The sequence below is a fragment of the Bifidobacterium tsurumiense genome, from assembly GCF_000741765.1.
Classification (GTDB): Bacteria; Actinomycetota; Actinomycetes; order Actinomycetales; family Bifidobacteriaceae; genus Bifidobacterium; species Bifidobacterium tsurumiense.
Genome location: NZ_JGZU01000015.1, coordinates 115133 through 130114 on the forward strand (window position 1 = coordinate 115133; position 14982 = coordinate 130114).

Sequence of the window (14982 nt, forward strand, 5' to 3'; positions counted from 1 at the left end):
AGATCACCCTCGCTACGGTCCCAACCCAAGTCATCCCCTGCGGCACGGCTCACTATCATACTCGGATGCCGTCATACCATCCAAAACCCCAAGCAGCCGGCCGTGAGTCACTAAGCCATACTCATGCGTTCTCCGATTCTTGCGCGGGATCTTCCGGTGATGCCACGGGCAGCTCCACTGTGAATGTCGAGCCTTCACCCTCGCGAGACCACACAGAAACCGAACCCGAGCATTCCTGAATGCAGTGCCGGACAATGGACAAGCCAAGACCCGATCCGCCAGTCTGTCTCGAGCGAGCGGGGTCGACACGATAGAAGCGTTCGAACACGCGATCCAACGATTGCTGTGGGATACCGATTCCCTGATCAACCACTCGAATGAATACTCGCTCCTGTTCCTTGGTAATGCCTATTGCGACCGTAGTACGTTCAGGCGAATACCGAATAGCGTTCTCCACGAGATTCTTCAAAGCTCGCACCAGCAGCTCACTATCCGCCATAACCCAAATATCTTCGACGGAGTCAAGCGTGACACTATCTGTTGGAGATGTTTCCCAACCTGCCTTGTATGAAGCCAATGCGCTTTGCGGGGTGCCTATCGTGGCGTCAATCTTCGATTTCGCTGCTTCTTCCACCTCGGATTGACCTGATTGCTCCGATGCACCGACAGTCTTCAGAGCGCCGCCCCGACCCGCCTCATCAGAAACAGCCCCATGTTCATGCAGCGCGATCAGACGACCTGACATGGAAATGCGGATATTGATATTTTTGGCATGCGCCTGCACCAAATTCTGCTCAACCGCCTCACGCACGGATTCCAATGTCGAAACAGGACGCAGTTGCAGATTCTCATGAGCCTGCTGGGCACGCTGCAAATCAATCTGATGTTTGATCAATTCAATCAGGCGCTCAGCCTCTTTGGAAATGCGACCTGAGAAATATCGCACGGCATCGGGATCGTCTGCCGCATCGGTAATGGTCTCCGATAACAGTGCTATGGCTCCAGCCGGTGTTTTGAGTTCATGAGAAACATTGGTCAGGAAGTCCCGACGCATGGCTTCGAAACGCCTTTGTTCGCTCATATCACGCAGGAATATCACATACAACCCGTCCGCGATTTCATCAATACGTGCGCGGATATGCAAGGTATCACGAGGAATCGCTGAGCCTGCTTGAATGCCGCGCCCATTATTGCTCACTTTCGAACGCTTGTTAGGAACGAAAGCTATTTCGCGCTCTCGCATGGTTCCGTCTGAAACGACGCGTTCCAACATGTCGCTTAATTCACGCATGGCGAGTCGATTATTGTCAACCAATGAAAAACCGGCAGCACCTGGACTGAGATATTGCACAACGCCGAGCGCATTGGTGATGATCACGGCATCAGGCATGGCTTCGATGAATCGACGCTCGGCCTCCCCCACAGGAACATTGATGCCGAAAACGCTTCCTGAACAGCCGGCTTGCTCAGAGGAGCCCATCGATGCGATTCTGGCTCCATTGCGTTTTCTCACGACGAGCATCAAACCGATACCTACAGCCACAACGATGATTGTCACGATTAACGCAATAGCATGCAATATGCCAATCATTGACATATAAATTCCTTCCGAACAGGACACGAATGCGTGACCTATTCTGTGTTCCTAGCGCGTATGCGACCCATATCAGCGTACCGGTGTGATATGACGCTCTTCAGTCATCTCCGTATATTTCATGTCCCGTTCACCTCAGATTTACCTAAGTTGAACGAATGGGCTATCCCCTCGCATCAACACCGATGAGACAGACGTCAGACCAGTCCACCCACTTGCGGTTCAGTGCCGTATACGAAATCAATGGGCTGGAGGCCAAATCAATACCATATAAGAAAACGGTGCATCGTTGGCAGAATACCCAACGATGCACCGCACACTATGCGGGACGGCCCATTACATTCGTTTGATGATATCGATGGTTATTTTTGCAGCCACATTGGCATATTCGGAAATATCAAATTCCTTGAATTCCTCATAATCCGTGTCCGCATTGTCGCTCAAAGCACGAATCACCAATGCGGGCACATCATTGCGAGCTGCGACATGCGCCACTGCTGCACCTTCCATTTCAACCGCATCAGCCTGAGTCTCTTCGATAACCGCAGCAACCTTCTGCGGCGTATCCACAAAATAGTTTCCAGAAGCTATCGTGCCGACGATATGGTTCACGCCAAGCTTATTCAAGGTCTTTTCAGCGATTTCCAACAGCTGGGGATCCGAATGGAACTCTTCAGTTTTCGGCTTCCACTGAGCGATCAATCGCATATCGCTGTCCAGATATCGCAATGTGCCGCCCAGCACGACATCGTTGATATGCAAATCCTTGTTCAGGCTTCCTGCGATGCCGGAGAACACAATGGCGTCTGGATGATACTGGTCGATGAGGAATTGCGTTGTGGCTGCGGCATTCACCAAACCCATACCGCCAACCGTTGCGGCGACTTCGATGGTGTCGCCCGAACGTGTCGTCATCGAACCATGCGCCACGTTCAAACTGGCGGCATGCTCCCGCGATACGTTATCCAACGACGCCGCGATAAGCGTCACTTCCTCTTCAAGCGCTCCGATAACGGCCACACGTGCCATCACGCACCTACTTTCTTCAGGTGAAGTCTTTCCATAACACTGATCCGTTCACGCTGACACCACTCAGCATGCCGAATTCTGCTGCCTGACCGCGCCAAGCACAACGAATGTCGGCCTAGGACCGCTGTTATTCCCGACGAATAGCTTACCGGTACCTATGATTTTGATGAATTCATATGCCGAAACGGTAGGTGCAATACTCACCAAATGCTTGATATCATAACCGATTTCAAACACTGCTTTACATGCGTTTCTGTTCATACGCCCGATCTTGGCTGCCGACGATTCCGGGGTTCACGCATTTGCTTCCAGGCATTCCTCTTCATACGAGCAAAATATAAATGCATATGTCGTGCCGCATATGAACCGGCTTCATCATCTCCAGCGTCGAGCCGATACAGCCTGCGCTAATTCCCGCAGCAATCGTTCGGTATTAGGCCATGAAATACAGCGGTCGGTAATCGATTTGCCATATACCAGCTGATTCAAAGGAGCAGCCGGCTGATTGCCCCCCTCAAGGAAACTCTCCATCATCACACCGGTGATATTGGGCTCTCCTTGGGCGATACGAGACGCGATATTGCTCACCACCTCAGCCTGGCGGTGTTCGTCCTTCCCGGAATTTCCATGAGAGCAATCGATGATAACGCCATGAGCCGCAGCGGACTCCTCAGGCAATTCCTCGCGGATCGCCCGCATGGCTTCGCGGACCGACTCGGCATCGTAATTCGGCCCATGACTAGAGCCGCGCAATACCACATGGCAATCTGGATTGCCCAAGGTTTCCACGGCACATGCCCTGCCCAGATGGTCGATGCCGAAGAAAGAGTGCCTCTGCTCCGCAGCAAAGCAACCATTGACCGCCGCACGCACTGATCCATCGGTTGCATTTTTGAATCCAACCGGCATGGACAAGCCACTCGCAAGCTGCCGATGGATCTGAGATTCGGTATTGCGCGCGCCAATGGCACCCCAGCTCACCGCATCGGAAATAAACTGAGGAGAGGTTGGCTCAAGAAATTCAGTAGCCGCAGCTAGGCCTTCGTCCAGCACCCCTAGCAAGGTACGGCGAGCAAGTAATAAGCCTTTGCGGATATTATGGCTGCCGTCAATGTCTGGGTCATTGATCAGGCCTTTCCAACCCACAGTGGTGCGAGGCTTCTCAAAATACACACGCATAATGATCAGAAGCTCTCCGCCCAGCTCATCCTTCAAAGCGGCAAGCCGATGAGCATAATCCAGTGCGGCATTGGAATCATGGACCGAACACGGACCCACTATCACCAACAAACGGTCATCCTGCCCATAGAGGCATGCGCGAATTTCATCACGCGAATATGCCACAATCTCCTGAGCCTGCTTGGACATGGACAGTTCAGAAAGAACCTGTGCAGGTGTGGGCAGAGGCTCCAGCTCCACTACCCTTCGGTTGATAATGCGGCTGACTCCAACCTGATCTTCCCCATCTGGCACATCAGTGGACACCAGAGGATTCTTGCCTTCCTCCATCGCCTGCTTGATAGCACGCAATTCTTCCGGTGTGTTCAAAGGATGTGGCCCAACCTGTAGAGGGTGTTGGTCGGTACCTTTGGGATACGCCTCGAAACTCCGGTCATCGATGTGCTTGCTTCGCTCATCATGCCCGTGCGCGGCGGTATCCTGTTGCATCGTGATCTCCTTGGCTAGATTCTCACATAAGAATAGCCTAGGGAGTACCGTTTATGCTCTCGCATGGAATCAGCGGATCGAGATTGAATCAGGGCTGACTCGAGGGCGATTCGAAGTCGATACACGCAAGGTGATTCAGCAAGGCGACTGCTCGGTGTTCAAGACGGCATGCCTGAATCGAATAGCCGGTTTTACAAAGCCCTGCGCGATGATACCGCCTGTGCCAGTGTATTGAGCAAAGCCTCGGTGCGATCCCAGGGAATGCATGCATCAGTAATGGACTTGCCATAGGTGAGCTGTTCCAAAGGTGCAGGTTTTTGATTACCTGCTTCCAAGAAACTTTCCATCATGACACCAAGGATTCCCCGTTCTCCAGCCGCCAAACGAGCGGCAATCTCCTCGACGACTTCTGCCTCGCGAACCTCATCCTTGCCGCTATTTCCATGGGCTGCGTCAATGACCACGCCTTGCTCGCTAGGACCGGTCGCCTTCGATGCTCGCAATGCTGCGAGCGCCTCCTGAACAGAATTCTCGTCGTAATTCGGCCCTTTGCTCGAACCGCGCAATACCAGATGGCAGTCAGGATTGCCCTTGGTCTCAGCTGAAATAACACGACCGTCGAGGTTGATGGAGAGGAAATGGTGTTCGAATGCCGATGTATAGCAAGAATCGGCAGCAGCTTTCACCGAGCCATCGGTTGAATTCTTGAACCCGATGGGCATGGATAGACCGCTTGCTAACTCGCGATGCACTTGGCTTTCGGTATTGCGTGCACCGATAGCGCCCCAACTCACCAAATCACAGAAATATTGCGGCGTAATGGGATCCAGCCATTCCGTTGCGGCAGGAAGGCCTTGAGAAAGAACGTCTGTGAGCACCTTACGGGCAAGCCACATACCTTTGCGAATATTGCATCTGCCATCGAGATCAGGATCATTGATCAGACCTTTCCAGCCAATCGTGGTACGGGGCTTCTCGAAATAGACACGCATGACAATAAGCAAACGGTCCTTGAGACGTTCATTCACTTGAGCCAGACGCGAAGCGTATTCATGAGCCGCCTTCGGATCATGAATCGAGCACGGGCCGACGATGACCAACAGACGATCATCCTTGCCGCGCAACACATTGCGAATCGCCTGGCGCGAAGAAAGTACCAGAGAACTCATCTCATCCGTGAGGGGAATCTCACGAAGGAAAGCCCTCGGAGCGGGAATTGGGTCAAGTTGACGGATATTGACATCAACCGTCTCGGGCAGCACCGCATACTCGTCAAAGCGGTGTTCATCCTCAGAACTGTCAGGACCGCGAAGACCAGCCATCGATAACCACCTCTCTTATGAACGACCGTATTCGTTGTCGACGAAATGCAGGTGACTTCGCAACCCTTGCGTCGCGATTTCCCGTTCGGTACGCATCGGCAAGACGAGGAACATCACGAACCGGATTGCCGATTGAGGACATCTATCGAAATGAGATATTGCCAACCTGACTTGCATTCGTCGGATGCACCACGATATCTGAACATTGGGAGAATGCCAATGCGTTGATTAGATGATGGACATTGGGTTTGAGGATTGATGTTCTGATGGGGTGCTTTAGCGGTTTTGCTTTTGCGTTGGGGCTTGAACAGGTATTGCTTGGGTGGGAGTTAACCTACGGAACGAGCTTCGCCGTTCCGTTTAGCGGTGGGAGGCTTTAGCGGCAGGAGGCTTTTTGCGAGAGACGCTTGGCCAATGCTATGGTTGCGGTCGTCCCTTTAACGGTATTTGAATGGGGTAGTTGCTTAGTCAACGACCGGCTTGGGACGGCGATTCCGCCGTTACGATTCAACGCAAATGGGCCAATGCTATGGTTGCAGCTACCGCTTTAACTGAATTTGATTGTGGTAGATACTTAGTCAACGACCGGCATGGGACGGCGGTTCCGCCGTTCCATGCCGGCGCGTATTGGCCGGAGCAAAGTCCACTGGACTTTGCTTATTTGGCCAATGCGCCCATTGGGTCCCATGCCGGTAGATTTATGGCTGGTTCGGAGAGGGCTTGTTGGTATTCGGCGGGGAGCATTGACTTGGGGACGGCGACTTCGTAGACGAATTCGCTGAACCAGTCATCGCTCATCGTGAAATAGCCCTTGTCGGCAATCTTGCTGCCCCAAGAGTTCTCCACACGCCAACGACGTGTGGTCTTGCCATCATCGTCGACATCCACACCGACGAAAGCCATGGCGTGATTCATCGCGGAATCGGCAAAACGCACGCGAGCTTCCTTGTCCAGATCGAAATCGACGCCATACACATGGCCGTATTCGAAAAGATCGGTCGCCCAGGCGCCCGCTTCACGATCCATCATCGGATGGCAATCCGCTCCGAACCACACCGGGATACCCTGTTCGCTCAAAATAGTGCGTACACAATCCTTCATGAACTGGTTAGGGACATTGAGATACTCGGTCGGATCTCCCCCGGCGACATTGCCCAAATGCTCGATGGCAATCTTCTTGCCCTTGGGGTGTTCAGCACGCGGATCATCAACCAGGCACACATAATCTTCCAGCCCTGCGTCCACATACTTCTTCCAGAACTCAACAGGCGTGATTTCACCGTCACGGTGGAACTCACCATCCTTGTCGGTCCATTCCCAATCGAAGCTCTTCGGGGGCTCACCAAGATGAATGGTCAACATACGATGACCGGCAGCCGTGGTTTCACGGACAATGTCGTCGATGCGATCCGGTTCTGCCGCCATATGTGCAACAGCCGTGTGCAGCAGCGAGCGCAACTGCACATTCATCTCGCGAGTATTCTTGGAGGATTCCGTCTCAGGATAGAAATCCTTCGGAACTGCACCATACTTCTTGTAAATATTCATGGCCATGGTCCACTGACCGCCATCGCCCATAACATCCTGCAAAAGATGTTGCGTCAAGCGAGAATCCACAGCTTCGCCAGCTCGAAGCAATGCAGCCATATCCTTAAGGAAATAGTTCACACGTTCCAGCTTGTCGTAATACATGGCATAGTTCTGCGAGAACTCAAACTCTTTCAGACCCATAGCGCGCTTGGCCACAAAACGAGCCACATTCAACGAGCTGAACAGCCAGCATCGACCTGAACGATCCTGATGGGTAACCTCGCCATTATCCACGCTTACAGAAAAACGACGCTGCAGCAAACGTGCACGATCATAATTGCGTGCAACCTTTTCGATACCGGCAGCCGTAACCGCATTCATCGCCAAGCGGTTCTTCTCATCAGAAGAGAAGTCATTTCTCAGTGCGTCCAGCGTCTGGTCATCCAACGGTGTGATGTCAGTCATTACACTCCTTACAGGGACGGTTGATTCACATCCAGCCTTATCATATGACCTCTATAACCGAATGCTGGGGCAATCTATAAGAAGACGCCCCTGCCTGAAAAGAGGCAAAGGCGTCTCGCTCTCGCAATGTCTATGAACCCCCTATCACTGGGGAGACTATGCTTTATTCCTCGTCATGCTGTTCGTCAGCATCCTGAGCGTCATTATCCTCAGAGTCTCCTGGCTCATCTTGAGCAGACTCAGACTCTGCCGACTCAGCGACTTCGTTATCATCATTGCTGTCATCCGAAGGTGTCTCCACCTCATCGGCCTGAGCAATCGCATTGACCACGGATACGTCATTGCCGGATTGCACCTGGTCGAAGGCGAATCCTGAGAAGGCGTTGGCGAACATGGAACGCAATTCGGTGACGCGCTGCGTAATCGTTGCCTCGCGTTGTTGCAGCTCTTCGATATTCTTCTGCAGTCCATCGATCTCGATCTGGGCGGCCTGACGGCGCTCTTCGATCTGTGAGCTGGCATCCTCATTGGCCTTACGAAGCAGTTCCGTCGCCTGGCCATCGGCCTCTTCTCGCTTGGATGCAGCATACGCATCGGCTTCTTCACGCACATGCTTGGCTTGAGCGACCAGTTCGTCCGATTCCTGCTTTGCTGCGGTCCTGCGCTCATCGAGATGATCAAGCAGCTCATTCACCTTGCGTGTGGCCTCATCCTGCTGAGCAGCAATATCTGCACGAATCTGCTCCGCTTCGGCATTGACCTGACTCATGGTCTTGGTGCGATGCACTTCGGCCTCATCGGTGATTTCCTGCGCCTTGGCATTTGCGGCATCAGTAATCTCGCCTGCCTTGCGCTGCGCCTCGGTCATCATGCGGGAAACTTGCTCACGCACATCAGCCAGCTTCTTATTCGCCTCGGCCAAGGCATTTTCGATCTGGTCATTCGACTCAGACTTCAATTGCGCAATCTCGGCATTGGCTGACTTGCGTTGTTCGGCAATCTGTTGCGCAGCTTGTGCCTGCATATCGGAAAGCTCGCGGTTTTGCGTGGCCTTCTCGGATTCCAGACGCTTATTATGCTCTTCACGGGCATTGCTCAGCTCCAGCTCAACCGTTTCTCGTTGTTCGGTGACGATTTTCGCTGTTTCAGAACGCAGCTGTGCGGCATCTTCCTGAGCGTTCATCGTTATCGTTTCGGCTTCGTTTTTGGCATTATCGATGAGGGTGGCCGCCTTGGAATTTGCTTCGTCCAATGCATGCTGAGCATCGATATTGGCATTGTTGATAACCGTTTCCGCCTGCGCCTTCGCTGCGGCGCGAATCGCTGCAGCATCCTGCTTGGCACGGTTCAACAGCTCGGTACTGGTTTGTTCCGCGGAGGCCAGCATCTGCTGGGCATTGGCACCGAGGGAAGCGAATGAGGTGCCGGAAGCGGCCTTCTTCACATTGTTTTTCTCTTCTTGCAGTTGCGCCTGCAAACGCAAAATCGTCTCATCACTGCTACGCACCTGATTGCGCAGTCGAGCCAACGCCTCATCTGTTGCGGAGAACGCCTCGTCAACCTTTTCTTTGTCATATCCCCGCAACACGATAGGGAACCGTTCCACCATTGTTGTTTCCTTTCGCTTTCAGCGCCTCACACACCGCTTAGCACACGCTGTTTGCACTCTAACTCACCTCAGACTCGCACACGGCGATATGTTCTCAATCCACACAGATATCATGCACAAATTCGCACAGTGGGAACCGCACCCGAACTCTCCGTGCCCGCGAACACTCAGGAATCAATCCCGTGCTTCATCCAAGAGAATATTGCCTGATGAAGGATGCAGGTAATACCACACGGCTTTGCGCACAACCGCCTGCCCAGCCTTGATCTGCTGATCCAAACTCAAACCACGCTCGGCATGGGGATCATCGTTTATCGGAGGGAAACTGACGAATCCCGCAAGCACATTCTCTCTGTTCACCGTCCAGTGCAACAGACTGTAGAACAACGAATTGCACACATAGGTTCCGGCATCGGAACTCAATGACGACGGAATCCCCTGCTTGGCAAAATACCGCAAAATAGCTCGCAAAGGCAATCGTGTCCAGTACGCAGCGGGGCCATGCTCGTCGATTGGCATGCGACGAGGAGTGGCATTATCAGCATCCGGTTTCGCTGCATCCATAAGATTTGTGGCACAGCGCTCAAGCATCACACTACGAGCCGAATGCTTAAGTCCTGTGGCAATGACGATATCAGGTTTGGTGGCCTCAAGCGTTTCGCGAAGCAAAGGCCACGCTTTGGCAAAACTCACCGGAATATTCACCGCATGCACATTGACTTCCACATCCTGTGAGAGGTTGGTCGAATCTTGGCTATCGTCCCAAATCCCCCGCTCTTGCAACGCCTTCGGAACCTCAAAGGCAGGGTTGATCGTCACGTCTTCGTAGGGATCAAATCCGGAAATGACCACATTGATATGCTCCATACCGAATCATTCTAACCTGTGGCTCTTCCTTATTCGCCTGCAGGCATGACTCGGTGTTCTCCATGTATTCAATGCATATCGTCAATGACTACCTGAACGCCGTGAAAGACAACATATTGACGAGTTCAAGACTCGTGCATTCTCCGCTATTCGTTGCGGACTCGAATTCCCGATATTATCTGAGTCCAGCCTGCAAGCGCTCTGCAATCTGCTCGGCAACAGGGATATCCGCTTTGGTTGTCACCTTGAGATTCGATGCGCTTCCGGCGACAATGGCCACAGGCTCTTGCGGCAGATACTCCACCACCACTCGCGTGTCATCAGTCGGATGGAAATCCGGATCGTCGGCAGCCAGCTCATAAGCCTTGATGATCGTGCTGAATCGAAAAGCCTGCGGCGTTTGTGCCCGGAACATATTGGCTCGATCCGGCACCGAACGAACCACTTTGCGATCACCAAGATCCTCGGTGATCAGCATGGTATCGGTGGATGCCAAGGCTACCGTGGCGGCAGAGTATTGATCCAGAGCTTCCACACAGCCAGTAATGGCGGGTTGTTCCACAAAAGGCCGAACCGCATCATGAATAAGCACCTTGGCCTGCTGCGGGATGTCTGCCTGACTCAGCAGATCCAATGTGGCAAGAGTGCTGTCGACACGTTCTGCACCGCCATTGACGATACTGCGCACTTTGGCGTAGCCATATTCGTCAACAAGTCGTTCCACATGGTCGCGCACTTGGGGATTCACCGCGACGACGATATCGCTGACGGCATCATTGATTTCGAATGCCTCGATGCTCCAGCACACAATGGGTTTGCCTGCTATGCTCACCAGCTGTTTGGGCTCATTGGGATCGAATCGAGTTCCAAACCCTGCTGCCAAAACGATGCCGACGACAGGCACCGACTGTGTTGCCTCTTCTGGCGCTGTATGCGTCATATGCGCTTGAGCCTCCAATTCGTCAGTATCGCGGTGCTTCTTTCGATCAAACTCACCCATAACTTCCACCGTAAAACTTCATAGCCACAGGGGATATTCCGCATAGCCCATCTGCACCGAATCCCCGATAACCACGCATCGTCGGCATGCCTTCGGCTGCAGGCATGGCTTGTTCAACTATGCAATTGGACTATGCAATCCCTGAACTCTGCGATCTCAGAACCGTGATCCCGCAGGATAAACCTATTGCCGCACTATCAGAGCCAACATGCGACCTTCGTGCGCCTTGCCGGCCAATGCCGCGCGTCGATGCGAATACCACAAAGGATTCTCCAGAGTGCACATGGAATGGTTGATATGCTCCAAGCGTTCGGACAGCTCCTCAGGACCCTCACCATCCGTACGGCATAATTGCATGAGCTCTTCATCCTGAGCAAGGTATTGCGTGGCCGCATTCACTCTGGGACGGGCGTCAACGACGCGCGTAATCCCGGCGAAGGCCAAATCAATTCGTGCGGCTTCGGCAATGTCGATGCCCGCTCCCCCAAAACGTGTCTGCGTTTTGGTCAGAGGGAATCGATTCGTGAAATCATCGGCGACCTCATCGCCAACCTCATAGCATTCGCCGCAAATGCAAGGGCCCAAAGTAGCAATGATCCGCTCGCGTTGCGCGCCCTTGGCTGCCATTGCCGCAACGGTCGACTCAATAACCCCGGCCTGCAGCCCTCTGCGCCCGCAATGAGCGGCACCGATAATCCCACTCTCGGGATCGGCGAACAGCACCGGCAGGCAATCCGCCGCAAACATGCCCAAAGCGATGCCAGAAGCGGATGTCACCTGCGCATCGGCTTCCACCCGTTCACCATCAATGCCAGTGGCATCAAATCCGTAGGCCGTGTTCTGCACAAATATCTCATCGATATCGGCTACTTCAGCTGAATGAACTTGTCCGACCAACGACAATGAAGCATTCATAGACTTTGCCAAACCCACGCGATTTGCTCTGACGGCCTCTCGGTCGTCGCCGCCTCGGCCGCCAAGATTCAACGAAGCAAAATCGCCTTGAGAAACCCCGCCGAGACGAGTGGTGAATACCACTGAAATCTGGGGAGCTATGGCAATGGGAATTGTCACTGGGATCGGATTTCCCTGCTCATCAACTGGCGCTATCGAAGTGCTGTCCAAAATAGCGTCGTCATATTGCGACTGTTCATTGGGGTCGTTCATGGAGCTTGTCATATCCACCATCCTACGTGAGCGCCAACCCGAAAGCCTTGCGCGGACAATCGAGCAGCACGGATACTGATGCCCGCGGTAAGCAATACTTCGACTTTCGAGATTGTAAGATTATCGATTTTCTGGTTACCGATTTTCCGGCATTCCAAGTTCAGGTCCTTGTCATCCTGCCCGTTCAGCTTTCCGGTTTGTTCGGATTTCTGCCGTTTCAAACTTTCCGCTATTCAGGCCTTAAGTGTGCGATTCTTCGCTCTCGACCGGATTGCAGCGTTCACAGGAACCTCGACAGGGCACGGCATCGAGAAGACATGCGCCGGGTTATTGATGGCCTCAACGGGCATATTATCTGCATCGAGCAGACCCTGTTCCGGAACGGTGAAGCGAACCGGTGCGGCCCCTGGAACAAGGAATTCGACTTCCTGACCCGGCACGATTTTGTTGCGGCTCATCAACCGGACACGCTTGAGTTCGCTGTCATATGACAATACTTCACCCACAACCAACCAGTCACGGAAATATCCACCTCGATCAGTATTCTGCCCAACCTGATGTTCAGGATAATAGAATCCGGTAGAATATTCACGATGGGAAACCTTGAAAGGCTCCTCTTTCAACCATTCAGGAAGAGCCACAGCCGGCACTTCGCCGTCGATATTGGTTGATTCACCAGTCACCGGCACATCCCCTGCACGAGTCAAGCGAACTTGCGAATGGAATGGCTTCAATTCATTGCCCTGTTCATCCTCAAAGCCGCGTTGCAGCATATATTCATTCACTGCACACTTGTAGGCATTGGCCATGGCCGCCACATAATAGGCGCTTTTTGCCCGGCCTTCGATCTTGAGGCTGGTAGCTCCGGCATCGATCAGATCATCGATATGCTCGAGCATATTCATATCCTGCGAATTGAACAGGAAGGTACCTTCGTCGTTTTCCTCGACCGGGAAGAATTGCCCCGGGCGCTTCTCCTCCACCACATGGTATTTCCAACGGCAAGGCTGTGCGCAATCGCCATGATTGCCATCGCGGCCGGTCATATAATTCGAAATCAGGCATCTGCCGGAGAATGCCATGCACATTGATCCGTGCACAAAGCATTCCACATCCATATCTTCAGGAATATTCGCCCGAATATCACGCACGGCCTGCAGACCCATTTCGCGAGCCAACACAACGCGCTTGGCACCCAATTCATACAACGCATTGGCAGCCAGATAGTTGGTGACTCCAGCTTGCGTAGAAACATGAAGTTCAAGATTCGGAGCAATGCGGCGAGCAGCCATAAGCACACCGATATCGGTGACAATCAGCGCGTCCACACCAGTATCGGCCAATTGCCCGATGTATTCTTTCATATCTTCGACCTCGCCATTGCGAGGCAGAATATTACAGGTCACATACACGCGAGCATTGCGCTCATGCGCATACCGAGCGCCCTGTTCAAAATCCTCCAAAGAAAGATTTTTCGGCGCTGAACGCATACCAAACGCCTTGCCTCCGCAATACACGGCATCCGCTCCAAAATCGACTGCCGTCATCAGACTGCGTAGATTTCCGGCAGGTGCAAGCACCTCAGGCTTGAGTCGGCGTTTCATCCAATTCGCTCCTCATAACAACGTGCCATGGCAAAGTCACCACATATCAGGTGCCGCCATTCTTTTCAATCCCCAATATCATAGGAACCCGTCCTGCCAATTATCGACAGGACGGGTTGCCCATTTCCTCAGCGGGAGCATGCTTCACAAGCTTCCGCGCACGACACACTGCAGATTACAGAGCCTTATTCAGCAATGCCAACTCATCATTGCTCAGTTCCACAGGCTGCAGACTGTCCAGAATGCTGCTAGGACGATGCGCTCCTGGAATGACGAACACATGCTTGCCCTGCGCCAGTTCCCAAGCGAGCACCACGCGCTGATAGCTCACATCATGCTTCTGCGCCACCTCACGGAAGGCATCGAATTTGCTCTCATCCTTGGGCTTGCGGAAGCCTCCTAACGGACTCCAGCACACAAAGGAAATGCCGAGCTTCGCAGTGTGCTCCAAAGTATCCTGCGTGTCCAGATAAATAGGAGAATACTGGTTTTGCACGGCCACCAACTTATCTCCCAAGATCTCGTGGGCAATATCAATCTGCTCAACCGAGGCATTGGAAACGCCTGCTTCTTTGGCGACGCCTTCGTCAAGCAATTGCTTGATGGCCTCAACGGATTCGTTGTATGGCACTTCGGGATCAGGACGATGGAAATACAGCAAATCTATGGCATCCACGCCAAGTGCCTGAGCCGACTCCTTGGCATGTGCAATCAAGCTTTCCGGCTTGCCGTCCTTGCCCCAAGTGGGCTTGCCATCAGTGAAGTTGCGATAATGGCCAACCTTGGTTGCGACCAGCACCTCATCTTTAGGTCCACTCCAACAGCTCAAGGCTTCGCGGACCAATTTCTCACCGGTCTGTTCCTCGCCGCCAGAGCAGTAATACGCCCAAGCCGTATCAATATGACGGCATCCAGCGTCCAGAGCCGCGTGGATGGTTTCAATGCCCATTTCATGACCGAGGTTATTTTCGATGGTGAGCGGCATCTCCCCCAAACCAACGGCGGTTGTGGAATATGGGCCCAGATTGCGGAACAGAACCATATGTTGCTCCCTATATTCGGCGTGACATTCGTCCTACTGTGGTTTTCATGAATGCCTGCACGGCCGGTCACGCATCGACCTCGCA

Annotated in this window: 12 protein-coding genes; all 12 read right to left on the reverse strand. The window is 53.0% G+C overall.

The annotated features are described in order from the left end of the window. Positions 1-121: 121 nt before the first annotated feature. The 12 genes from BITS_RS06430 to BITS_RS06485 all read right to left on the reverse strand — a co-directional run bounded on the left by BITS_RS06430 (position 122) and on the right by BITS_RS06485 (position 14897). Positions 122-1597 (reverse strand): sensor histidine kinase, encoded by a 1476-nt coding sequence (locus tag BITS_RS06430; RefSeq protein ID WP_081693469.1) that lies wholly within the window; start codon positions 1595-1597, stop codon positions 122-124. A 333-nt stretch (positions 1598-1930) separates the two neighbouring features. After that, on the reverse strand, positions 1931-2623 hold the full coding sequence (gene mtnN / locus BITS_RS06435) for a 5'-methylthioadenosine/S-adenosylhomocysteine nucleosidase (protein WP_026641587.1): 693 nt from the start codon (positions 2621-2623) through the stop codon (positions 1931-1933). 63 nt (positions 2624-2686) lie between these two features. Then, positions 2687-2884 (reverse strand): hypothetical protein, encoded by a 198-nt coding sequence (locus BITS_RS09110; protein WP_152571186.1) that lies wholly within the window; start codon positions 2882-2884, stop codon positions 2687-2689. Between the two features lie 114 nt (positions 2885-2998). Next, on the reverse strand, positions 2999-4132 hold the full coding sequence (locus BITS_RS06440; protein WP_238556567.1) for a 3-deoxy-7-phosphoheptulonate synthase: 1134 nt from the start codon (positions 4130-4132) through the stop codon (positions 2999-3001). 350 nt (positions 4133-4482) lie between these two features. Continuing rightward, on the reverse strand, positions 4483-5613 hold the full coding sequence (locus BITS_RS06445; protein WP_026641589.1) for a 3-deoxy-7-phosphoheptulonate synthase: 1131 nt from the start codon (positions 5611-5613) through the stop codon (positions 4483-4485). A gap of 657 nt (positions 5614-6270) precedes the next feature. Then, on the reverse strand, positions 6271-7608 hold the full coding sequence (locus BITS_RS06450; protein WP_026641590.1) for a C1 family peptidase: 1338 nt from the start codon (positions 7606-7608) through the stop codon (positions 6271-6273). Positions 7609-7771: 163 nt separating this feature from the next. Further along, on the reverse strand, positions 7772-9217 hold the full coding sequence (locus tag BITS_RS06455; RefSeq protein WP_026641591.1) for a coiled-coil domain-containing protein: 1446 nt from the start codon (positions 9215-9217) through the stop codon (positions 7772-7774). 174 nt (positions 9218-9391) lie between these two features. Beyond that, complete coding sequence (locus tag BITS_RS06460; protein ID WP_026641592.1) at positions 9392-10084, reverse strand: pyroglutamyl-peptidase I; 693 nt, start codon at positions 10082-10084, stop codon at positions 9392-9394. Positions 10085-10259: 175 nt separating this feature from the next. Further along, positions 10260-11024 (reverse strand): IspD/TarI family cytidylyltransferase, encoded by a 765-nt coding sequence (locus tag BITS_RS06465; protein WP_044259679.1) that lies wholly within the window; start codon positions 11022-11024, stop codon positions 10260-10262. Between the two features lie 243 nt (positions 11025-11267). Next, entirely contained in the window at positions 11268-12263 is a 996-nt protein-coding gene (locus BITS_RS06470; protein WP_229774830.1) for a purine nucleoside phosphorylase YfiH/LACC1 family protein, read from the reverse strand. Positions 12264-12484: 221 nt separating this feature from the next. Continuing rightward, positions 12485-13855, reverse strand: coding sequence for a peptidase U32 family protein (locus BITS_RS06480; RefSeq protein ID WP_026641596.1), 1371 nt, complete (start codon positions 13853-13855; stop codon positions 12485-12487). A gap of 175 nt (positions 13856-14030) precedes the next feature. Continuing rightward, the gene (locus BITS_RS06485; protein ID WP_026641597.1) at positions 14031-14897 is read right to left on the reverse strand and encodes an aldo/keto reductase; all 867 of its coding nucleotides are present in this window, start codon (positions 14895-14897) and stop codon (positions 14031-14033) included. Positions 14898-14982: the final 85 nt, after the last annotated feature.

Coding starts and splice junctions, on each gene's coding strand:
- BITS_RS06430 (WP_081693469.1), bottom strand. CDS start 1,597: ATGTCAATGATTGGCATATTGCATGCTATTGCGTTAATCGTGACAATC.
- mtnN (WP_026641587.1), bottom strand. CDS start 2,623: ATGGCACGTGTGGCCGTTATCGGAGCGCTTGAAGAGGAAGTGACGCTT.
- BITS_RS09110 (WP_152571186.1), bottom strand. CDS start 2,884: ATGAACAGAAACGCATGTAAAGCAGTGTTTGAAATCGGTTATGATATC.
- BITS_RS06440 (WP_238556567.1), bottom strand. CDS start 4,132: ATGGAGGAAGGCAAGAATCCTCTGGTGTCCACTGATGTGCCAGATGGG.
- BITS_RS06445 (WP_026641589.1), bottom strand. CDS start 5,613: ATGGCTGGTCTTCGCGGTCCTGACAGTTCTGAGGATGAACACCGCTTT.
- BITS_RS06450 (WP_026641590.1), bottom strand. CDS start 7,608: ATGACTGACATCACACCGTTGGATGACCAGACGCTGGACGCACTGAGA.
- BITS_RS06455 (WP_026641591.1), bottom strand. CDS start 9,217: ATGGTGGAACGGTTCCCTATCGTGTTGCGGGGATATGACAAAGAAAAG.
- BITS_RS06460 (WP_026641592.1), bottom strand. CDS start 10,084: ATGGAGCATATCAATGTGGTCATTTCCGGATTTGATCCCTACGAAGAC.
- BITS_RS06465 (WP_044259679.1), bottom strand. CDS start 11,024: ATGACGCATACAGCGCCAGAAGAGGCAACACAGTCGGTGCCTGTCGTC.
- BITS_RS06470 (WP_229774830.1), bottom strand. CDS start 12,263: ATGACAAGCTCCATGAACGACCCCAATGAACAGTCGCAATATGACGAC.
- BITS_RS06480 (WP_026641596.1), bottom strand. CDS start 13,855: ATGAAACGCCGACTCAAGCCTGAGGTGCTTGCACCTGCCGGAAATCTA.
- BITS_RS06485 (WP_026641597.1), bottom strand. CDS start 14,897: ATGGTTCTGTTCCGCAATCTGGGCCCATATTCCACAACCGCCGTTGGT.